The 23218-nt window shown below is 45.5% G+C and carries 15 protein-coding genes; 3 read left to right on the forward strand and 12 right to left on the reverse strand.

What is annotated here, in order from left to right:
* Position 1: 1 nt before the first annotated feature.
* The 11 genes from B7360_RS02455 to hemL form a co-directional block, all read right to left on the reverse strand.
* Complete coding sequence (locus B7360_RS02455) at positions 2–898, reverse strand: N-acetylglucosamine kinase (RefSeq protein WP_085342660.1); 897 nt, start codon at positions 896–898, stop codon at positions 2–4.
* A gap of 2 nt (positions 899–900) precedes the next feature.
* Positions 901–2640 (reverse strand): glycoside hydrolase family 9 protein, encoded by a 1740-nt coding sequence (locus tag B7360_RS02460; RefSeq protein ID WP_085342661.1) that lies wholly within the window; start codon positions 2638–2640, stop codon positions 901–903.
* 62 nt (positions 2641–2702) lie between these two features.
* Positions 2703–3698: an ABC transporter ATP-binding protein gene (locus B7360_RS02465; protein WP_005394711.1), complete on the reverse strand. Its 996-nt coding sequence runs from the start codon at positions 3696–3698 to the stop codon at positions 2703–2705.
* A gap of 48 nt (positions 3699–3746) precedes the next feature.
* Positions 3747–4730, reverse strand: a complete 984-nt coding sequence (locus B7360_RS02470; RefSeq protein WP_005394709.1) for an ABC transporter ATP-binding protein — start codon at positions 4728–4730, stop codon at positions 3747–3749.
* Between the two features lie 2 nt (positions 4731–4732).
* The gene (locus B7360_RS02475; RefSeq protein ID WP_005394707.1) at positions 4733–5758 is read right to left on the reverse strand and encodes an ABC transporter permease; all 1026 of its coding nucleotides are present in this window, start codon (positions 5756–5758) and stop codon (positions 4733–4735) included.
* A 2-nt stretch (positions 5759–5760) separates the two neighbouring features.
* Positions 5761–6747 carry an ABC transporter permease gene (locus B7360_RS02480; protein ID WP_005394705.1) on the reverse strand — a complete coding sequence of 329 codons (987 nt, stop codon included), beginning with the start codon at positions 6745–6747 and terminating at the stop codon, positions 5761–5763.
* A 170-nt stretch (positions 6748–6917) separates the two neighbouring features.
* Complete coding sequence (locus tag B7360_RS02485; RefSeq protein WP_005394703.1) at positions 6918–8600, reverse strand: ABC transporter substrate-binding protein; 1683 nt, start codon at positions 8598–8600, stop codon at positions 6918–6920.
* Between the two features lie 778 nt (positions 8601–9378).
* Positions 9379–12765: a response regulator gene (locus B7360_RS02490; RefSeq protein ID WP_085342662.1), complete on the reverse strand. Its 3387-nt coding sequence runs from the start codon at positions 12763–12765 to the stop codon at positions 9379–9381.
* Between the two features lie 226 nt (positions 12766–12991).
* Positions 12992–14017 (reverse strand): 16S rRNA (guanine(1207)-N(2))-methyltransferase RsmC, encoded by a 1026-nt coding sequence (gene rsmC / locus B7360_RS02495; protein ID WP_085342663.1) that lies wholly within the window; start codon positions 14015–14017, stop codon positions 12992–12994.
* Positions 14018–14092: 75 nt separating this feature from the next.
* The gene (locus B7360_RS02500) at positions 14093–15178 is read right to left on the reverse strand and encodes an AI-2E family transporter (protein ID WP_006743285.1); all 1086 of its coding nucleotides are present in this window, start codon (positions 15176–15178) and stop codon (positions 14093–14095) included.
* A 346-nt stretch (positions 15179–15524) separates the two neighbouring features.
* Positions 15525–16820, reverse strand: a complete 1296-nt coding sequence (gene hemL, locus B7360_RS02505; RefSeq protein ID WP_085342664.1) for a glutamate-1-semialdehyde 2,1-aminomutase — start codon at positions 16818–16820, stop codon at positions 15525–15527.
* 246 nt (positions 16821–17066) lie between these two features.
* Here hemL and erpA point away from each other — a divergent pair, with 246 nt between their 5' ends.
* The 3 genes from erpA (at position 17067) to vmeK (ending at position 21746) form a co-directional block, all read left to right on the forward strand.
* Complete coding sequence (erpA, locus tag B7360_RS02510) at positions 17067–17408, forward strand: iron-sulfur cluster insertion protein ErpA (RefSeq protein WP_005380031.1); 342 nt, start codon at positions 17067–17069, stop codon at positions 17406–17408.
* Positions 17409–17513: 105 nt separating this feature from the next.
* A complete protein-coding gene (locus B7360_RS02515) occupies positions 17514–18632 on the forward strand; it encodes an efflux RND transporter periplasmic adaptor subunit (protein ID WP_085342665.1) in 1119 nt (372 codons plus the stop codon).
* Between the two features lie 9 nt (positions 18633–18641).
* Positions 18642–21746 (forward strand): multidrug efflux RND transporter permease subunit VmeK, encoded by a 3105-nt coding sequence (gene vmeK / locus B7360_RS02520; RefSeq protein ID WP_085342666.1) that lies wholly within the window; start codon positions 18642–18644, stop codon positions 21744–21746.
* A gap of 65 nt (positions 21747–21811) precedes the next feature.
* On the opposite strand, the gene B7360_RS02525 is transcribed toward vmeK, so the two are convergent.
* A complete protein-coding gene (locus B7360_RS02525; RefSeq protein WP_065645536.1) occupies positions 21812–23104 on the reverse strand; it encodes a peptidoglycan DD-metalloendopeptidase family protein in 1293 nt (430 codons plus the stop codon).
* Positions 23105–23218: the final 114 nt, after the last annotated feature.

The raw sequence follows: 23218 nt of genomic DNA on the forward strand, positions 1-23218 counted from the left end.
TCTACTCCTGCGCCGCATTGAGCGAGTAAAGGTTATGTTCAGGTTTACCTGCAAACATAATTGCGCCTTCAATCGCGTCAAACTGTGGCTCAACAACCCATTGCTGAACGGGTGGCGAAAGCCAACGTAAAATACGTTCAGCAATGCTGCCCATTAAACAAATACGCGTTGCGCCGCGCTTGTTTAATGCCACGAGAAACATTTCTATATCAGCTGCAGTTTGCTTCAGCATCTCAATTGCTAGTGCATCACCTTGTTCTGCATGTTGGAAAATTGCAGGAGAAAACTGGCCATAATCACGAGGAAGCGCTTGTTTAGACCAAGCCACCACGTTATCAACGTCATTTTCGAAATGCGCCATGACGTGTTGTGCTAGAGGCGTTTTCTCTCTGATGCCATCTTCTGCTAACAAAACTTGTTGAACTAGGCGAAGCCCCATCACTGCGCCGCCACCTTGATCCGAAATCGGGAATTCGCGACCACCGACAACGTGCTGCTCCAATCCTTTAAGATAGATGCCACAAGAGCCTGTTCCTGCGATCATGATTGCGCCATCTTCGCCATTGTGTGCACCAACGCACGCGCCGTAAGCATCAGTATTAAGAGTCATACTGGCAAACGGATGAGGAAGAGACATGAAGGCTTGCCAAGATGCTTTGTGCTCAGCACCTGCAAGGGCTAAGCCGACGTGCATCGATGCGAAATCTTGTTGTGTCAGGCCGCCTTGCTCGGCAGCTGAAGTGATGGATTCAAGAATCGAAGCCATTGCAATTTCAGCGCCTAGCATTATGTTGGCGCTGCCGCTTTTGGCCTCGCCAAGAAAATTACCTTGTGAATCTTTAATCCTGGCTCGACATGACGTGCCGCCACCATCGATACCAACAAAATACATCCCCATGATTATTGTTCCTTAATATTTTTAGAGGTTGCCAACTGAGAAATATGCTGAGCTTGACTCATTATCGCGAGTAAGTACCAAGCGCCATGCGGGATCCATTGTTCGCCCCAGCGCCAGTTTTGTAACATGTCGTCTTTTTGTGCTGGTGGGTTAAATGCGATGTCTTCCTCGTCTTCAAAGCCGCCAGTGATTCCGTTACACACACCGCCTTTAGCGTTGAAGAAACCATATTGAGGAAGGTAATCAGGGTTGTTACGACCGTGGCCATCAAGCATGCACATGTCGTATGGGTTTAAGCCTACAATCCAGTTCAATGCATCTTGAGCAAACACGGAAAGTTGTTGCTGTATTTCTTGCGACGCTATATGCGGTTGAGCAAGATACGCCATGGTCGCGAGTGAGCCCAATCGAGCATTCTCGCCTTGCCACCAATAGCCGGATTCATTGTTGTGTGCGACAAAAAATGCATCGCGTTTTGACTCATTTACGCCTTTAACATACTGGCGAGGGTAACCGAATGGGTTGGTCACTTTATTCGATATTTTGATCTCAAATTCACACGCTCGGTTAACGATGCGTTTTACCGATTCTGTCTGTACGGAGTCGTCTTCAATTGCTAGGTATTCGCATAGGGCAATAACGGGTAGACCTGCTTCGGCAGCGTGAAAGTATGGACGACTGCCGTCTTGGTTTGCTGACCAGAAGTGTTGAATCTGCTCGTCGCTCATTTGGCGAACAACTAAGCGTTGTGCCCACAAACGGCTCTCTTCCAAGTAGCGAGTTTCTTTGGTGGCTTTAAACAGTTCTACACTAGCTAGTAGCGCACAGTATTCGTCGATAATGTTTTCTTCACTATCATTGAGGTATTGCGTATTGTGCTCTTTTAAGTGCCAGTAACCATTTTCAGCAGCGTTGCGGTATTTCTGTTGATCGTATTCGCCGTGAACACCTAAACGCGACGCCGCGGCCAGCGCTGCGATGGCGACACCGCCACCTTGTCGAAAGCCTGCTTGGTAGTCGTCAAATTTGTGACCAAGTTGCGTTTCGTAGGCACAGATTTCTCGTTGCGCAGTATCTTTGCTCCACTTATCAAAGACCGTCATGTAGAAGAAGCCTTTTTCGTTTTGCATACGAACAAGGAAGTCTGCACCGAACAGGGCTTCTTCAATAAGACGTGTGCGTGTGAAGGCTGCAATGTCTTCGCTTCCTTCAAGCAATGAAAGCCCTTTTAGGATGTTCCAAACCACCATTGGAGTTTGTTGAGGGTTCAAATAATTAGCGTATGAAAGATGACTTAAGTACTTACTAACGTCTCCAGATGCGTCGTACCAGCCACCGTGAACATCAACTGTTTGGTTGGCGTTGAGCACTGGCACTTGTCGATCTTGTTGATCGAAAACCCCACCGCAACGTTGTGATTTGAAGTAGTGGATCACATCTGACAGGGTTTGATCCAACAGAATATGTTCGCCAACAGTGAAAGAGGAAGAACGCGAATCTTCCACTTGCAGGAAATAGTCGCCTGAATCTGTGAAAGATGAAAAGTCGATGAGGTAGAAATAGCCCTGATGCCAGTTCGCCACTTTACCTTGTTCTTCAACCGCAAAAGTTGCCACGGTTTGCTCGCTAGTGGCACAAATCAATTGAGCAGTGTAAGAAGACAAGTGTGGTTGTTCGGTCTGGACAATGGCTTTCTTTGGGCCCAGATGTTCATAACCAATGTGGTTAGTCAGTAGCAGCATTCAATGTCTCCGGGAAACGATAAAACAGGAATGGGTCAGGCTGAACCTGACCCTCGTTATAATTAATCTTCAAATAAGTAACAGCGAACAAAGTGGTTCTCAGAAAGCTGAGTGACGCCTGGTAGTCGTTCGCGACATTTATCGGTTGCGTGTACGCAGCGTCCTGCAAATGGGCAGCCGACTGAATCCGGTGTCCAAAGTGGGATTTCCCCTTTGTTGCCTTTCAGCTTCTCGTGGATAGACTTCGATGGATCAGGCACAGCAGATACCAACAGTTGCGTATATGGGTGTTGAGGATCGTGAATGATTTCTTCAGTATCGCCCCATTCAACCATGTGACCTACGTACATAACCGCGAGATCTTCAGCAATGTAACGCGCCGTTGCGATGTCGTGAGTGATGTAAAGCAGAGACATTTGTTTTTCAAACTTCATCTCTTCCATCAAATTCAAAACACCTGCACGAATTGACACGTCCAGCATTGATGTTGGCTCATCTGCCAATACCACTTCTGCACCTACAGCGATGTTACGGGCTAGGTTTACACGTTGACGCTGACCGCCAGATAGCTGGTGCGGGAACTTTTGCGCGGTTTCTTTTGGCGGAATCAGACCAACTTGTTCTAGTAGGTCATACACACGCTCTTCCAGTTCCTTTTTGTTGCCTGGTGCAATCTTTTTATGGATCAGCAACGGGCGAGCAATGTGGTGAAAGATATTGTGTGTAGGGTTTAGTGAGCCAAATGGGTCCTGCCATACCATTTGTACGCCTTCACGGTATGTCATCAAGTCATGCCGAGAGGTAATATCTTGGATATCACGACCTCTGTATTCGATCACCCCCTCTGTAGGGGCGTACATTTTAGCTATCATTTTAGCGGTAGTAGATTTACCAGAGCCTGATTCACCTACTACTGACAAACCGCGGCTCTTGTACATCTTGAATGACACGTCGTTGATCGCGCGCATTTTTGACTGCTTGATTGAGTTACTATTTAAAGGGAAGTCCTTAACGACATGTTTACCCTCAATCAGCAGTTCGCCGAGTTGTTTGCTCATAATTCTCTCCAGTGTAATTTTGTTCTTAGCTAGCGTTATTTTTTGTTGTTAAACCTTAGCTTGAGCAATCGTGTCGCCGTATAAGTGGCAATTTGAAAAACGACCAGGTTCAATTTGACGCAGCTGAGTTGGTACTCGTGTACAAGCTTCGTGGACGCGGTCGCAGCGAGCTTGGAATCGGCAGCCTTGAGGAATCTCTAATAGGTTCAAAGGGTTGCCTGGAATACCAGTTAATTTGGTTTTAGGACCAGTTAGTGGAGGGAAAGAGCTACCCAAACCTTTGGTGTAAGGGTGGTAAGGACTTTCCAGAATTTGCTTAGAAGGGGCGACTTCAATCAACTCTCCGGAGTACATAATGCCGATTCGATCCGAGAACTCGACCATGAGTGACAAGTCGTGGGTAATGAAAAGGATCGAGAAGCCGAACTCTTCTTTCAGTGCATAGATCTTTTGTAAGATTTCACGCTGAACCACAACATCGAGTGCCGTCGTTGGCTCATCCATGATGATCATCTTTGGATTGAGAGCCAGAGCAATCGCAATGACTAAGCGCTGGCGCATACCACCAGAAAATTGGTGTGGGTAGTCATTCAAGCGGCTTGGGTGAATATCAACGATTTCCAACAATCCTTCGGCGCGCTTTTTCGCTTGTTCACGTGTCATATTGGTGTGGCGCATGATGACATCGCAAAACTGCTCTTCCATCGTAAGCACCGGATTTAATGCGTTCATTGCACTTTGGAACACCATCGACATCTCGCTCCAGCGGAATGATTGCATACGTTCATCGCTGTACTTAATGATGTCTTCACCGTTGAAGATGACCTCACCACCAGTGATGAATGCTGGCGGCTTATGAAGACGCATGAGCGAGAAAGCAACTGTGGATTTACCACAGCCTGATTCACCTGCCAGGCCAAAGACTTCACCTGGCGCAATGTCAAAGCTAACGTTATTACAGGCGCGGACATCGCCCGCATCTGTGATGTAATCTACGCATAGGTTACGGATAGAAATTAGTGGTGCAGTCATGATTATTTATCTCCGCTCCATAGTGCATTTTGTGGTGCCATTTCAGGCGCGCGCTCTTTCTTGTCTTTCTCTGCCAGTTTCTTCCAGCGTTTCATGCCTTTGTGAGAACGAAGCTGTGGGTTAGCAATTTCATCAACGGCAAAGTTAAGTAGAGCAAGACCAGTCACCAAAAGAGTTAAGGCGATACAAGGTGCTAATACTTCCCACCATGCGCCAATCAACATTGCTGATGAGGTTTGCACGTTGTAAAGCATGATGCCCCAACTGATGGTGTTGGCATCGCCCAGGCCCAAGAACGAGATTACAGCCTCAGTATTGATAGCGAGCATTACTGAGCCGATGAAGCTTGCACCGACAATCGGGATTAGGTTTGGTAAAATTTCAACGAAGATGATGCGGAATGAAGACTCGCCCAATACTTCAGCGGCTTTCACAAACTCTTTCTCGCGCAGAGCCATGGTTTGAGAACGGACAACACGTGCGCCCCACGCCCAAGAGGTACCAGCGATAATCAAGGCAATGGTGAGTGGACCTGCTTCGCCAATAAAGGCTGCCAGTACAAAGAGCAATGGGTATTGAGGGATTACCAGCATGATGTTCATCGCTGCACTCAATATGTCATCCACTTTGCCGCCGAAGTAACCTGCCGAGATACCAATGACCGTTGCTAGGAAACATACGATGATGCCAGCACCAAAGCCGACACCCAGCGATACGCGAGCACCGTAAGCCACTTGTGACCAAATATCACGACCCATACGTGAAGTCCCCAGAACGTGATCAGCCTTTTTCGACATAATCAGCGTACGACGATCATCTGCTAGATTTTTAGCTACCCAGCCATCAGGATTATTTTGCGCTTGTTTTACGACAAAGCTAGGGTATTCGTGTGGATTACCGGTTCGCTTGTCTGGCGCATGTTTCGTAAGTAAAGGAGCTGCGATCGCAACGAATACGAATACGGTAACAATACCAAGACCGATTCGAGCGAATGAGTTGCCTAAAATAAGTTTGAATAGTTCTTTCATGATTATTTGCCTCCCGTACGTAGGCGAGGGTCTAGAATCATGTACAGCATGTCAGCCATTAAGTTGAAGCACAGCATGAACATCGTCATGATAATTAACTGACCTTGAAGTACTTGGTAGTCACGAGCGTGAATTGCGTTAAGTAGCACGGTGCCTAAACCTGGGTAGTTGAAAATCATCTCGATGATCAATTGGCCACCAATGGCCATACCCAAAGACATAGATAGCGCGGTTACACTTGGAAGTAGCGCGTTACGTGCGGCGTAATTGAAGACGACACGGTTCTCGCTAAGCCCTTTGCCTTTCGCCATCGTGATGTAGTCTTCGGCAAGAAGGTTGATCATGTTGTTACGCATATTGACGAGGAAGCCGCCGATCTGAACGATGGTTGCACAGAATAGAGGGAGTACTGCGTGGTAACCCACGTTTTTGATGAACTCCCAGCTTGACCAATCAGGGATAGTACCTGGCGTGTAAGCATAGCCAGATGGGAACCATTTTAGGCCAATCGCAAAGGTAAACAGCGCTAACATTGCGATAACCATCTGTGGGATAGCTTGAATGATCAATGTACCAGGTGTTACGAATGCATCGTATTTACTACCACGCTTCCATGCGGCAAAAATACCGAGTACAGAAGCGATTGAGAAAGAAAGTACAACCGCAGTACCAGCTAGGAAGAGAGACCAGCCAAATGCACTACCTAGTAAAGAGTTAACTGAAAGAGGGTAGAACTGGATTGATGTACCTAGCTCCCAACTTAGAATGTTTTTAATGTACGAAAAGTACTGAATGTAAATCGGCCCATCAACGAAACCGAGCAGTTCTTTCATTGCTGCGATTCGTTCTGGCGTTACCTGTACAGAAGCGTTAGCAAACATCATGGTAACTGGGTCACCAGGCATTGCTCGCGGAATAATAAAGTTTAACGTCGCTGCAACTAAGAGCGCGACAAGATAGAACGACAAACGTCTTAAAAAATAACCCATAACTCACACCTTACTCACCCAGATTTTTTCCCTGTTTCTGGTTTCAGGTCGCTCCTAGCGAAATTTAGAGCGAAAAATCCCCTGACGACGAGCGCCACATATTGGTTTCGTTAACAAGGGATTTTTATAGGCGGCACACGGGATGTATGCCGCTTGAAATGAACTTCTACTTATTTAACTGGTTTTAGGTCCAGCACGTGAAGTAGACGCTCTGGGATACCAGCCCAAATGTTTGGACGGCCCTTAGGATTTTCTTCGTTCCACCAACCAGTGAAGCGAGTTGTGTTGTATTGATACATGTACGCGCCAGATAGCACAGGAATGGTTACTTGGTCCTGAGCAATGATCTTCTGGATACCATGAGCGATTTCTAGCTGTTCTTGCTTATCAGCGGTTTTGTAGAAGCTGTTAAGAAGACCGTCTAACTTATCGTTCTTGTAGAAGTGCATTGCAAAGCGAGGCATACCGTCACCAGACTGTAGCTTCGAGTTGTAGCCGCTGTCCCAGTACAAGTGTGGATCCGCACCGTGGAAGTAGTTGGTGTAAGCAACGTCGTATGTACCTTCTAGCATTGCTTGGTTGTATACCGAGAAATCTGGAGTACGAGCACGTGCTTTAATGCCGACTTCTGCTAGTTGCTCAACAGCTAGTTGTACAGTGTTATTAAAGTCAGTCCAACCGTTTGGCGATTGAATGAGAAGCTCGAAAGACTTGCCAGATGGTGTATCTACAAAGCCATCTTTGTTTACATCTTTGAAGCCTGCTTTAGCAAGAAGCTTTTTCGCACCTTCGGCGTTGTATGTGTTGTAACCTTTGTACTTGTTGTGCGTCTCTTCGTCAGACCAAGCTTCGAATGCGTAGCCTAGACCTGAAGCGAAGTCATTTACTGTACCGCCACCGTAGAATGCAATGTCGATAATCGTTTGACGGTCTAGCGCCATAGAGAACGCACGACGGAAGTCAACGTTAGTAAGTGCTTCGTTTTTCGCCGCGTCTGGGTTTTTGAAGTTCACTACAAACGCTTGAGTACCCGCTGGTGGGTACCAGTAGTGGTGATTCGGACTTGCTGCAGCGTAAGTGCGGTCGATGTCTGGTACGAATGAAGACGTCCAGTCCATTTCGCCGTTAACGATTTTGCCCAAGAATTGGTCGTTGTTCGCGATTTGTGGCACTCGTAGACAGTCTACATCTAGGTTATCAGCATCCCAGTAATTCGGGTTTTCACACTGAATGTATAGTTGCGGTGTAAAAGTGTCGATTTCGGTAAATGGACCACTACCTACTGGATTTTCGTTTGTGAATGTTGCTGGATCTTTCACTTTGCTCCATACGTGCTTAGGTACAACTGGTACTTTCGCAATTTCGTAAGGAACGTTAGAGTTTGCTTCGCTTAGACGGAATTTAACTTTGTAGTCGTTAACTTTCTCTACGCCAGTAACCCAAGAGTTGATACCAGATTGGTCTAGCTCTGGTTTCTCTTTAACTAGGTTGAAAGAATAAACTACGTCATCAGCGGTAAACGCTTTGCCGTCAGACCATTTTACGCCCTTACGAATATCGAAGGTCACGCTCATTAGGTCATCAGCCATGGTAAAGTTTTCTGCTAGACGAAATACTGGCGTGTTACCGTGCATTTCGTTAAAAACAACGAGCGGCTCGTAAATAAAGTCGGTTGTTGTGTGCAGGTTAGTTGCACCCAAGAAAGGGTTAAAGTTACGAACGAAAGTTGTAAACTCTTTAGGGTGGATAGTCAGTTCACTGCGTTCAGCCGCAGTAGCTACCGATGCAAAACCTGTAGTAGCCGTTGCAATAATTGCTGTTGCTAGTGCTGTTTTTTTAATATTGGCAAGCATAGCTGTTCCTTACTATTTGCTTTCATTTCACTAAATGGAATTGAATGTCATCAATTGATAAACACTCTCCAAGACCTACCTCTTGTTTATGCATTACTCATTACAACATTGAGTTTCGCCAAGAGTGGCCTGTAGGCCTTAGGCAGGAGTAAGAAAACACCTTATCCATAAAATAATCAAACTCGATTCTCGTTAAAAACGTTAAAATATCGTCACTCTCCGTTATAAACGTTATTTTGGCTAATTTTGACTAGAGATAGACCAAAAAATAAACGTTGATATGCGTCGCAGTTTATATCCTTGTTAATAGTGAGTGTTAGTGATTGCTAACCTACAGTCTATTTAAAATAAAAGCCTTCTGATTCTCTTCCTGGTTCGGAGATCTCGCTCACATGCAGAAAATATGTTAATTAATTAGCTAAAAATTAATCTGCCGTTCTGTTGTGATTGAGTTCGCAATCTCTGTCAATTGTTGGTTAAAAACCGTTTGTTATCTGAAAAATGGTCTCTTTTATCGACAGTTTTCTCTCATTTATTGCTCTTTTTTTATTGTGAAAATGAAGTGTTTTATTCGCTCGACTCAACCTAGTTTGGGTTGGTTATATCGATAGAAGCGTATGTTTGGAATTCCTAACATGGACAACTTTGTCCAGAGGCTTATTCGGCATTTTAATGTGGTAACGGTAGAGAGTCGCTGTATTGTTCGTCTTTAGAGAAAGAGAAGGCTTGGATAATAAAAAGCCCAGCTTATGCGCTGGGCTAGTTTTTTTGATAGGTATTAGCTGGTCAACAGTCGCTGTAGTTTATCTCGTTGAGCTTCGATGTACGCACGCTCAGGACTCTGTTCTTTACAGTGTTCAAGGATGAATTCTATCGAGCTCAACACCGTTCTCCAACGTGGCGTTTTCGGCAGCGTTTCTATACGCATGTATTTATCCAAAGTGCGTGTTTGCAGAGTGCTACGGTCAAGATAAACGCGCCATAAGCCACTTTGTTCGGCAAATGCGAATTTACTTTCACCAGTGACTGACTCCCAATACTCTAAGGCGTGTGTCATTGCGTCGACCAGAATTTCTCGCATTAGCTCTTGTTTGTCTTTTTTGTTACCAAGCGCTTTGTCTGCAAGGCGTGTAAACTCTCCACCGAGTTCTTTCAGCTTCTGCAACTGGTCTTTATCGCCATCAAAAGCATAACTTGAAAGCACTTCTACGGCAGTTTCTAGGTTGTGTATGCGAGCGGCATTGGCTCCTCCGCCAACATTAAAGATATACATGACATCTAAGCCTGAGCCTTCAGGTAGTTTAAGAATGTCTGCTTCGATGTTTTGACGAATATCTTCAATATAGATATCAATCTTGCCACAGTAATGAGGTTGTTTGACGGTCAGATACTTAGGTGCAATCAACTCATCGGCAGATGAACGTTTTAATTGTTCTAAGTTACGCTTGAATAGCTTGCAAGCAGCTTCATTAGCAAACCGAATACGCTTATCTTCACGCAAACAGATAATCGCTTCAGGAGCCGATTCCAGTTGTTCCAACAATCGCCCTTGAGTTTCTAATAAGCTTGCCTCTACAGCCGCTCGTTGGCGAAGTTCAGATTCAAGTATCTTATTCTCCATGTGGCGCATTTCAGCTTGGCTTGCCGTTAAGTGCGCTTGGATGCGCGCAGCTAGCTCTTGTTTATTGAATGGCTTAGATAAATAGTCGTTGGCTCCTGCTTCAAAGCCTCGTACACGATCTTCTGTTTGACTAAGCGCGGTGAGCATAATGATAGGTAGCTCGGCATGGTCATAAGTTTCACGTAATTCACTGCAGACTTGATAGCCGCTCATGCCTGGCATCATGATATCCAATAATAGGAGTTCCGGTTTTTCCTGCTCAACGAGTGCTAATGTTTCTGGTCCATCAGAGACGGTACGTACGCGATAGCCCTCTAAACGTAAGAAGCTCTCAAGCACACGCAGGTTTACTGGCTCATCGTCAGCGACATACAGTAACGGGCCGTCTGGATTCTCTGGCAGCGATAAGTCTTCACTGTTCTCTACATCGATTTCAGGAATCTGGAAGTGTCCGTGCGCAGCAAGGGTTTGAGTTGTTTGGATCTCTTCTTCACTGGCAAGTGGTAACGTGAAACTGAAGGTGGTGCCGACCATAGGCTGGCTGCTGACGTACAACGAGCCACCCATCAACTCAATCAATTGACGGCTAATCGAAAGCCCGAGCCCTGCACCTTGACGATAGCGACTTGCGTCTTGTCCTGCTTGGATAAGTGGTTCGAAAATATGTTCAAGATGTTCTGCAGGAATACCTTGCCCAGTATCCACAACTTGCACACGAACATGATCATCAACCACATTGGCGGAGATAACGATTTTACCTTCTGAGGTGTACTTAATCGCATTACCGATCAGGTTATATAACACTTGTTCAAGGCGTTGAGGATCGGCAGACACCGCTTTCAAATCCGCTGGTACTTGGTTGATGATACGGATGGTTTTATTTCCGAGTAAATGGCTGGAAAGCTCTAGTACCAGTCGCGTTGCACTGGCTAAACTCACCGCTGACTTCTGGATATCCATGCTTCCGTAACGCATTTTATGATAATCCAATAAGTCATCAACAAGGTTTGCGAGACGTTGCCCACTTTTAATGATGATATCAAGCTGATATTTTTGGCTAGCAGGAATAGCACCGTTAGCGCCGGACGCTAAAGTCTCAGCGATTCCGACCATGCCGTGCAATGGTGTGCGGAGTTCATGAGAAGTGGTGGCTAAGAACTCATCTTTAAGTTTGTCGGCCAATTGCAGTTCATCATTTTGTTTTTGAATGATCTGTATGTTGCTCTCGAGCTCTTCATTTTGCTTCTTAATGGTTTGAATTTTCTCTCGAATAGAGCGTTGCATTCGTTCAAAACTCAGCGCAAGACGGCCAATTTCATCTTTGCGAACCGTATTAAAGGTGGTGTCATCAAGATCTCCGGCAGACACTTTTTCGGCAGCCCAAGTTAACTTCAGCAACGGAGAAGTAATAAAATTTGATAAATAATGGGAAGCGATTACCACTAGAATGATGGCGATCAGCATGGCGATAACAAACAGTTTTTCGAGTTGATGAATACGAGCGAAAGCTTCGTTTTCAGGTAATTGCACGACGAGTGCCCAAATAACACCACGCGTTTCAATCGGTGCATAAGCAGCGATGATCTCTTCACCTAAACCGTTCGTGTAAGTGCCGACGCCAAATGCACCAGAGAGTGCTTTATCGATCACTTCTAAGCTGTTCTTAATGTCATCTTGCTTGGTGTTAATTGTGCGAGGTTGGTGATCATTTCCAACCAGTAAGGTGTTAATGGATGACTCTCGGTTGGCGTCAGCGGCTAACTTCGTGATGCCATTATTTGGTAAGCGGAACATAGCATAGCTGTGTAGGTAGCCTTGCTGAACAATTGGAGCACCTAACCAAGCGACTTGTTTACCACCTTCCAGTTCGAAATCAGACACAATCACAGGGGTGTAGTCTTCATTCACCTTACGGCGTTCAGTGACGTCATCAGCTAGACGCTTGAAGGTTTTGCCAAGTGCTGAGTCTTTGTAGGGGCCTGATAATAAGTTTGTTCCGTAGTTATCGTCTTTGTTGATCGAGTAGGTGACATTACCGTTGATATCGACCAGCAAAATATCATTAAAATCAGAGCGCTTGAGGAGCTCCAAGTAGGCCCAGTGGTAACGTTTATGTAAGAGTCGGTAACGTTCACTTCCGACATAGTTGGAAGACTCGGGTAACGTTGACGTTTTGATTTGATCTCCGCTGCCTTCAATGTAGCGCTGTTGGGCATTTTTACGAGATTCTTCAATGTCATTACCTAAACGACTAAAAGCATTGACGAGACCGTAGAATCGACCACCACTGGCGTAAGCCAGTTCAGAGCGCACAAAGCCCATGACTTCGGTTTCCCGCGCCTCAAAGTAGTCGATAATTTGCTGTTGTTTTGTATCTCGAACAGACAACAAGTGTGAGGTGCTTTGTTCTTGCAGATCTTTACTGTGGGACTGTAGGAAAAAGATCGCAGTAATAGTAAGAGGTGTGATACTGAGCACCAGAAATGCGGTCATCAGTGTACTCTGAAGGCGCTTAAATTTCTGTTTTTTGTAGAATTTAAACATGGATAAGATTACAACTCATAAAGGGCAGTTCTAAAATGTACTTCGCTGCCGAGGTTCTCGTTAAAAACGGATAAGATGTTCAACTAGATAGAATTAACAAAATTAACGAGTTTTTTTTCTTTGACAAGAAAGTTAGTTGTAAAGCGTGCAGGGTGACGCAGTTTTTCTTATGAGTGTTGAGTTTTTGAGAAAAAATCGCGCAGGTTTGTACCTGCGCGAGGGAAGATTATGACTTTTTCGCGTAGTAGATAGAAAACTTATTGGTCTTATTTAGCGTCTCGCAATTATTAAACGCTCGCTCAATAATTGGTGGATATTTTAAGAAGCTATTCGCGACAATGATCATTTCACCATGGTTATCGAGATACTTTGGAGCCTGACCCAAGAGTGTTTCTGCTGCGTTGTAGTTCGTATCTAAACCACTGTGGAAAGGTGGGTTACTGATGATAAAACGATAATCGTCGGCAGTGTCTGAGTAAATATCAGAGGCGAATACATGGCCGGTTAATCCATTGGCTTTTAGTGTGGCTTGACTCGATGTGATGGCATACGCGTTAATGTCACACATCTCAATCGCAATTTCTGGATTGGCTTTTGCCATGAAAGCACCTAACACCCCAGCACCACATCCAAAGTCGAGGACTTTACCTGATAGAGTAGGTAAGGTTTCGAGTAATAGGCGGCTACCTAAATCGAATTCGCCATGACTGAATACTCCAGGCAAACTCTTAACAGTCAGTGATTGCTCACCAAGTGTGACCGTATAGGTTTTAAACCAGTCTGCTTGATTGAACGGCTTTGGTTCATTGAGGCAAGTGCCCCAGTAAAATGAACAGCGACGAGCGGAATCGTATTTATTGACCGGGCCATACTCTTTGAACATCTTCTCGATGCTTTTAACACCTGAGCGGTTTTCGCCAACCACTACAATTTCAGTGTTCACGCCTAGTTTCGCCATCAACATCGCCAGAAGGTATTCGGCTTCGGCTTTGGCTTTAGGCCAGTACAAAAGCACCATGTCTGCTTGTGTCTCAGTATTAAACTCAGAACCAAAATGGCTTTTAACCTTGTGATGAGTGCGAATTTGACGGTAGAAGCTGTAGTTTGATGTGAAGACTTCTACAGATTCACAGTGTTTGGTCAGTTCAAGTGGAAAGAGATCTTCGACTTCACCTGCAACTAAAACATGTTTTCCGTTGAAGTACTCGAGCTGACGCTGAGCGATTTGGCTAGGAGCGATATAAGCAGACATAAATTGGGTTCATCAGAAATAATTGGGGCAGATTTTCGCACAATCTGCCCCAAGCTTGAAGTGATTAAGCTGTGACTAGCTGTTGTCTTGCTGGTTGAGGAAGTCTTTGAATTCTTCTTCGTAGATATTAAACAGTACCATTGTCACGGCAAAAATCAGTGGACCGTAAATCAGGCCGATCAATCCAAATAGATGCAGACCACCCAGTAACGAGAAGAAAATCATTAGGGTATTCATGCCTGCGCTGCCTTGCATTAGCAGCGGACGCAATAGGTTATCAATAGAACCAACGACGACCACACTCCACACCGTCAAGAAGATAGCCCAAGTCATATCGCCTGTTAAGAACAAGTACGCCGCTGCAGGAATCCAGATTAGTGCGGTTCCGACCACTGGAATGAATGATGCAAAGCCCATCATCGTTCCCCAAAATAACCCAGGGAAGCCAGCGAGCCACATACCGATACCGCCAGCCAGACCCTGAGCAATAGCCGTTAGGAATGAGCCCATCACGGCTGATTTAGAAACCTGCTCTATCTCTGTCAATATACGGTCTTCCTGGCTACGTGAGAGTGGCAGAATATGACGAATCGCAGAGATAATTTTGTCGTGATCACGAAGTAGAAAAAACAGCACAAACAGCATCAGGAAAAAATTCATTAGGAAGTTGGTGGCGTCTCCTAAAATTTTGGCACTGATAGCAACTAGGTTAGAGCCAAACGATGTGGCAAATTGACCAATTTTTTCCGCAATGGCTTTTGGCTCGATTTTATCGAAAGGTAAGTACTCATTAACTATGGCTAAGCCTTTGATAACAAAAGGATGTTGGAATATATCTTGGATTCCACCATTAGTGACCCAGTTGTACGTATTTTGTGAAAAAACAGAGCCTTGTTGAACAATGGCTGCAAACACAAATAGCAGTGGGATAACGATAATAAACGTCAAGACGACACATGACAGCAGTGCGGCCATATTGGGGTGCTTGGGGATTTTTCGCTCAAACCATTCGTGTACCGGAAACATGAGCAAAGAAATGATAAAAGCCATCACAATGGAATTGATGTATGGCTCAACCAATAAGTAGCAAGCAAAAGCAGCGGCGAGTAAAGCGACCATTAGCACTCGGTGACTCGACGTTATTTTTACATTATTTGGCATGAGATTAGTCCAACTTACAGGTGACGTTTACGGTTTGCGCCTTCAAAGATGGCGTTGAACCTTTATTACTTTGCACTCTTAACTCTTTCAAGCTTATGACAATGCCGAATTAGAGCAGAGCAATATACCTTGTTATAATGACCACAAATCAGTCGGTTATCAATCAAGAGATGAACTATGGGTTGTTGCAACGGTGATAAAAAGTGTCAAACCGAGAAAAAAGCCAAACGAATACCGTGGTTTGGCATTGTTATTGGTGTTTTAGCAGTATTGGTTATATTGAATTGGCAATAAAAAAGGACCGTGATGGTCCTTTTTTAAATTAGTTATCGCAGCTTTTAAGCGATTATTTTGCTTCTTCTGCAAGAGTTGCAAAACAGCGGTCAGCTGCTTCTAGCGTGGCATCGATTTCTTTTGAACCATGAGCAAGGGAAGTAAAGCTCGCTTCGAACGCTGAAGGCGCTAGGTAGACACCGTGTTTGAGCATTAAGTGGAAGAAGCGCTTGAAGCGTTCCACATCGCACTTCGTTACGTCTTCGTAGCAAGTCACTTTTTCTTGGTCAGTGAAGAAGAAGCCGAACATGCCACCGACTTGGTTCACAACCAGAGGAATACTGTGTTTCTCTGCTAGAGACTTAAAGCCATCTGCTAGTTGTTTGGTTTTTGAAGCTAGACGTTTTTCGTTGCCTTCTTCTTTAAGAAGGTTCAAACATGCATAGCCTGCAGCCATTGCGACAGGGTTGCCAGAAAGCGTACCCGCTTGGTAAACCGGACCCGTTGGCGCAACATATTGCATTACTTCTTTACGACCACCGAAAGCCCCCACTGGCATACCACCACCGATCACTTTACCCAGTGTCGTTAGGTCTGGCTTGATGTTGTAGTGCGCTTGTGCGCCACCAAGTGCCACACGGAAGCCTGTCATAACTTCATCAAAAATCAGTAGGGCACCTTCTTGATCACAGATTTCACGTAGACCTTCGTGGAAGCCTTCCACTGGTGGAATACAGTTCATGTTGCCTGCAACTGGCTCAACGATGATACAAGCGATTTCGCCTTTGTTAGCAGCGAATAGCTCGCGTACAGAATCTAGGTCGTTGAATGTTGCTGTTAGTGTGTGCTTAGCAAAGTCTGCAGGAACGCCAGGAGAGCTTGGTTGACCAAGGGTCAATGCGCCAGAGCCCGCTTTGACTAGCAAGCTGTCAGCGTGGCCGTGGTAACAACCTTCAAATTTCATGATCTTGTCGCGACCAGTGAAGCCACGTGCAAGGCGAATCGCGCTCATAGTCGCTTCGGTACCAGAACTTACCATGCGGATTTGCTCCATTGATGGAACAAGTTCAGAAACTAACTCTGCCATCGCGATTTCAAGTTCTGTCGGCGCGCCGAAGCTAAGGCCACGTTGCGCTGCGTCAATGACGGCTTCGCGGATAACCGCGTGGTTGTGGCCAAGAATCATTGGACCCCAAGAGCCAACGTAATCAATGTACGCTTTACCATCGGCATCAAAAATCAGTGGACCGTCTGCTCGTTCGATAAATAGCGGAGAGCCGCCAACGCCGTTGAATGCACGAACTGGTGAATTGACACCGCCAGGGATGGTTTGCTGAGCTTTTTGATACAGCTCTGATGATTTGGTCATGGGGTTATCCTCTTTTGATTGCTCGGACCAAGTGGAGCGCATTGTACCTAGCTATAATCAAGTTAGAAACGTTTTGCTTAATTTATGTGTTGTTTCGCAGTGTAATCTTATATATCCGCATCTGTTATAAAGAATCGGCGGCGAATACTTGAACGAGTTTGTCAGGTATTGGATAATCGTCTCAATTAGCACAAATTTGACGTCTTGCTTCAGGCTTGACGCATTACACGAGTGAGAGAGGTCTTCGTGAGCGAAGTAAACGTACCATTATCTTTTTCTGACGCAGCAGCATCTCGCGTTAAAGCATTGATTGCTGAAGAAGAAAACCCAGCATTGAAACTGCGCGTATACATTACTGGTGGCGGCTGTAGCGGCTTCCAATACGGCTTTACTTTTGATGAAAATGTAAACGAAGGCGATACGACAATCGTAAACAGTGGTGTAACACTGGTTGTAGACCCTATGAGTCTGCAATATCTCGTTGGCGGCATTGTTGACTACACAGAAGGGTTAGAAGGAGCGCGCTTCTTTGTAAACAACCCAAATGCAACGACAACATGTGGTTGTGGTGCATCGTTTAGTGTGTAATTAACACCAATCAGGCAGCCAGTGGCTGCCTTAACTTTACGTAGAAGGATGTCACGTAAAGTCGCTCTCGCAGAATATGCAGAGAAATAATAAAAAGGACTTTATATGTCTGGATCGTCTTTCGGACGTCGCATTGTCGAGCGCCCGTGGCTAGTATCTCTTATCCTCATATTGCTTCTTGTTGCATGGCTGGCAATAGGTCAACTGAAAGCACAAGATGATAATCTCAATTCTTCATCCTCTTCAACTAACACCACGCCACTTGCAAAGGTGATGTTCGACACCTTTATTGCTGAACCCACAAGTAAAACCATCGAACTGTATGGACGGACTGCCCCCAATCGTCAAGCGCGCCTTGGCGCTGAAGTCGCGGGTAAAATAGTCAGCCTCACTATAGAAAAAGGTCAAACAGTCAAGCAGGGGCAAGTGATCGCAAGCATCGACAAGCGCGATCTTGGTATTCAGCTCAAGCGGGCTCAGGCGATGCTGTTGGTTAAAGAGAAAGAGTTTAATGCAGCTAAATCGCTAAAAAGTCGCGGACTACAGGGCGAAGTTGCGTTTGCGACAGCACAAGCGGCATTGGTGGATGCTCGAGCGAATTTGAGCAACGTGCAAACGGCATTAAGAAATACCGAGGTGAAAGCACCATTCGATGGCATTGTTGATCACCACTTTGTTGAGTTAGGCGACTTTGTAGGGATTGGCGACCCTATTGCGACGGTCATTGATTTGGACACTTTGGTGATTGAAGCCGATGTCAGTGAACGGCATATACAATACCTTAAGGAAGGTCTACAAGCCGATGTAAGAACCATTAACCAACAGCATTATCAAGGTCGGGTACGCTACATTGGGCGTGTTTCTTCTGCTTCTACTAACACCTTTCCAATTGAAATCGAAATTGATAACCAAGACGCAAGAATTCCGGCCGGTATGAGCGCTGAAGTACAGTTGCCGTTGAGTGAAGTGTTAGCGGTAAAGATTACGGCTGCAATGCTAGCACTCGATGAAGAAGGTAATTTAGGCGTTAAAACACTGCGTAATGAGCATGTTGAATTTGTTCCGATTCAGCTCGTTAAGGCCGAGGATGATGGTGTTTGGCTCTCTGGGTTAGGAGAGCGAGCCGATATTATCGTACTGGGGCAAGGGTTTGTACGCGATGGCGATAAAGTACTGGCCAACAAAGTTGATGACGTAGTTGTTGAAGCGGCTAGTGAGCAGTAAGGAGCACCTATGTACACTCTGATTGATGCTGCGTTATCTCGCGCTCGCACTATGCTGACATTATTGGTGATGATCTTAATTGCCGGTGTCATTACTTACGTCACTATCCCCAAGGAATCGAGCCCTGATATTACCATTCCTATTATCTACGTTTCCGTTGGACATCAAGGCATTTCTCCCGTCGATGCCGAGCGTTTATTAGTTCGCCCAATAGAGCAAGAGTTGCGCTCTATTGAAGGCGTAAAAGAGATGACCTCTGTGGCATCAGAAGGTCATGCTTCGGTGACGCTGGAATTTAGTGTTGGAGTGGATCTTGATAAAGCGATGGCAGATGTCCGAGACGCCGTTGACCTTGCGAAGCCAAAATTGCCAGAGGACAGTGATGAGCCAACGGTAAACGAAGTCACGTTTGCATCTGAAGAGCCTGTTTTGACCGTTGTGCTCTATGGCACCGTACCAGAGCGAACCATTGTTCAGATTGCTAGAACGTTACGTGATCGCTTGGAAAGTTTCCGTCAGATTCTTGAGGTTGAAATCGCAGGAGATCGCGAAGACATCGTGGAGATAGTTGTCGATCCACTATTAATGGAAAGCTACGGTCTCGATCAAGCGGATATCTATAATTTAATCGCCTTGAATAACCGGGTTGTGGCAGCGGGGTTTGTCGATACTGGGTATGGACGCTTTTCGGTAAAAGTCCCATCGGTGTTTGATTCACTGAAAGATGTGCTTGAACTACCGATCAAGGTGAATGGCAAAGAGGTGATCACTTTTGGCGATGTGGCGACAGTACGGCGTGCATTTCGCGACCCTGAAAGTTTTGCTCGTTTAGATGGTGAGCCTGCCATTGTGCTTGACGTGAAAAAGCGTGCGGGCGAGAACATTATTGAAACCGTAGCGTTAGTCAAAGAGGTGATTGCTCAAGGACAACAGCGAGCCGAGTGGCCCGACAATTTGCAAGTCAAATACACTTGGGATCAATCCGACGATGTCAAATTGATGCTCAGTGATCTACAAAACAATATCTTATCCGCAATTATCCTCGTCGTGATCGTCATTATTGCTATATTGGGGGTTAGGACCGCGCTTCTCGTAGGTATTTCTATTCCGGGATCGTTCTTGACTGGGTTGTTGGTGTTATCGGTATTTGGGTTGACGGTCAATATCGTCGTACTGTTTGCCTTAATTATGGCGGTGGGCATGTTGGTGGATGGTGCCATTGTGGTGACAGAGTTTGCTGACAGGCGCATGCAAGAAGGTACGCCACGTAAAGAAGCCTATCGAGATGCAGCAAAGCGGATGGCATGGCCAATTACCGCATCCACTGCAACCACATTGGCAGCGTTTGCTCCGTTACTTTTCTGGCCTGACATCACCGGTGAGTTCATGAAGTACTTACCACTCACTTTAATTGCTACCTTGGCCGCTTCACTGATGATGGCGTTGCTGTTCGTTCCTGTCATCGGTGGGATCATTGGCAAACCTCAAGTAGTCAATCAGAAAGCTCAGCGAGAAATGGTTGAGCTGCATAACGGCAACTTTGAAAAAGCGACAGGCATTACCAAGCTTTATTACCAGACTCTGTCGGTAGCGATTCGTCATCCATGGAAGGTCTTACTCAGCGCGATACTGCTAGCGGCAGGTGTCGGCTTCACTTACAACAAAGCTGGCTTGGGTGCAGAGTTTTTCCCTGAGGTGGACCCTGCCTTTTTTACCGTTAAAGTTCGTTCTTATGGTGACCTGTCTATTCACGAAAAAGATGTTGTTATGCGCGAAATCGAGAAGGTGATGCTCGGTCATGACGAGTTTGAAAGTGTCTACACGCGCACAGGATCGAGCGATAATGGGGACGAGATTGGCCAGATTCAAATAACGCCTGTGGATTGGCAGTATCGACGCAAAGTGAAAACCATTATTGAGGAACTAAAAGAGACGACAGACCGCTTTTATGGTGTTGAACTTGAATATAAATTCCCGGACGCAGGACCGCCTGTCGAGCATGATCTCGTGATTGAAGTGTCATCACGAAATTTGAGTGTTAGTGCGTTAGATGAAGCAGCCAAAAAAGTACGACATTGGGCTGATGGTAATCCTGCACTGACCAACTTGAGTGATACCACTAATAAGGAAGGGATTGATTGGCAAATTGATATCCAGCGAGATGACGCCTCTCGCTTTGCAGCGGATGCGACCTTAGTCGGGAATACTGTTCAGTTTGTTACAAACGGTTTGAAAATAGGCGATTATTTGCCCGATGATGCGGATGAAGAAGTCGATATTTTGGTACGCTATCCACAAGATAAGCGCGATATTGGTCGATTTGACCAACTGAGAGTGAAAACGGCAGCTGGTCTGGTACCGATTACGAATTTTGCTCAAATCAAAGCAGATCATAAGCAAGACACCATTCGTCGGGTCGACGGTCATCGAGTTATCAATATTAAAGCGGATATGGTGGAAGGTTACAATTTAGCGCTTGAATTACCTAAGATTGCCGCTGGAATGGAACAGCTCGACTTACCGGAAGGCATTGAATATAAGATTCGGGGTCAAAATGAAGAGCAGGAAAACTCATCAGCATTCTTGCAAAATGCTTTTATTGTCGCGCTTGGTGTGATGGCTCTGATTTTAATTACGCAGTTTAATAGCTTTTATCAAGCTTTCTTAATCCTCAGTGCTGTGTTGTTTTCTACCGTTGGGGTCTTTGCTGGATTGCTTATTTTCCAAAAGCCATTTGGCATCATCATGTCGGGAATAGGGGTGATTGCGCTTGCAGGTATTGTTGTGAATAACAACATCGTATTAATCGATACTTATAATCAGATGCGTAAACGTGGCTTAGAGAAATCTGAGGCGATCTTGCGTACAGGTGTGCAGCGTTTAAGACCCGTTTTACTCACGACGGTGACCACCATACTAGGCTTATTGCCAATGGTGCTAGAAATGAACATCGACTTAGTTAACCAAAAAGTGGAATTTGGCGCGCCAAGCACTCAATGGTGGTCTCAACTTGCGACGGCTGTCGCGGGTGGATTGGCGTTTGCGACTTTGCTAACACTGGTTCTGACACCATGCTTGCTCATGCTCGGGAGAGAGCATCACTCCGAAAAGTAAGCTTCATCGTGATGATATTGAAGAAACAAAAAGGGCAGCTGATCTGCCCTTTTCAATACATCAATTTACTTCATTGCTAACAGTTTGCTGTAGCGCTCAAGTTTGTCCATGCTAATTTTTGCGTTTGCCATGAAAGTTTGTCTTGCTTTGCCTGTTAGGGATTTAGATTGTGGCAAATTCACCGTGCGCGGGTTTTTATGGACACCATTCACAAGGAACTCATAGTGCAGGTGAGGGCCTGTTACACGACCTGTTCCGCCAAGCGTACCAATGGTTTGGCCTTGTTTAACGCGTTGACCAGCTCGTACTGTACGTTTAGTTAAGTGCAGGTACTTGGTAATGTAAGTATTGCTATGTTTAATGAAAACGTAGTTACCATTAAATTTGTTGTAAGACGATTTTTGAACGACACCATCGCCAGCCGCCCAAATCGGGGTGCCCACTGGTGCCGCATAGTCCGTGCCTCTATGAGGACGAACGCGTCCCGTTACTGGGTGTAAGCGGCGTGGGTTGAAGTTAGACGAAACTCGACGGAAATCCAACGGTGCGCGCAAGAACGCCTTTTTCATTGCTCGTCCATTTTCGTCGTAATACTTGCCACTTTTCTGATCCAGTATTGCGGTGAAGGTATCGCCTTGGTTTTTAAAGATCGCAGCAATGATTTTTCCACGACCGATTACTTCACCTTCTACCACTTCCTCTTGGTAAAGCACTCGGAAGCTGTCGTTTTTACGAATATCTAAAGCAAAGTCGATATCCCAGCCAAATATGCCGGCCAGTTCCATGATTTGGTTGCCATTTAATCCTGAAGAGATTCCCGCATTCCAAAAGTTTGATTTGATGGTGGCTTCAGCGTAGTTGTACTGGAAGTCGACTTCTTTTTTATCGACTTCTGAGACGTATTTGCCATCTTTTAACGTGATACGAAAAGTTTCGAATGCGCTTAATGTTCTTCTTAACTGTACTAAGTCGTTGTTTTCGTCAAAACCGAATTGCAATCGATCGCCAGGTCGAAGTCGGGTTAATTGCTTTTCCACTTCTTTGTCTGATGAGACAAGCTCATGCAATAGGCGGGCAGAAAGCCCCACGCGACTAAACAAGATGGCGGCACTCTCACCATTTTTCACTTTGTACGTTTCCCAACGCAGTACAGCGGAGGACGCTGGAGACGAACTGTTTAGTGCACTGAGTTCTAGGGAAACTGGCACAGGATAATGTTGACCAACTTTTAATCGGCTCTGCTGCGGGTCTAGGTCTTGCGGATCAGGTAAAAAGAAGAGCGCGAAGATAATCAGCGCACTAAAAAAACCGATCAATACTTTGTGCAAGAGTGGAAGTCGGACAAAAATCGAATGCATGAGGTACTTGATTGCTAAATTAAACGGAAAAATTGACAACTACCTAGTCTAACGTGTTTCAAAATGCATCGCTATTCAAGTAATATGTTCAGCTATTATATTTTTGCCAAATCT

The sequence above is a fragment of the Vibrio sp. ArtGut-C1 genome (assembly GCF_002105475.1).
Taxonomy (GTDB): domain Bacteria; phylum Pseudomonadota; class Gammaproteobacteria; order Enterobacterales; family Vibrionaceae; genus Vibrio; species Vibrio diabolicus.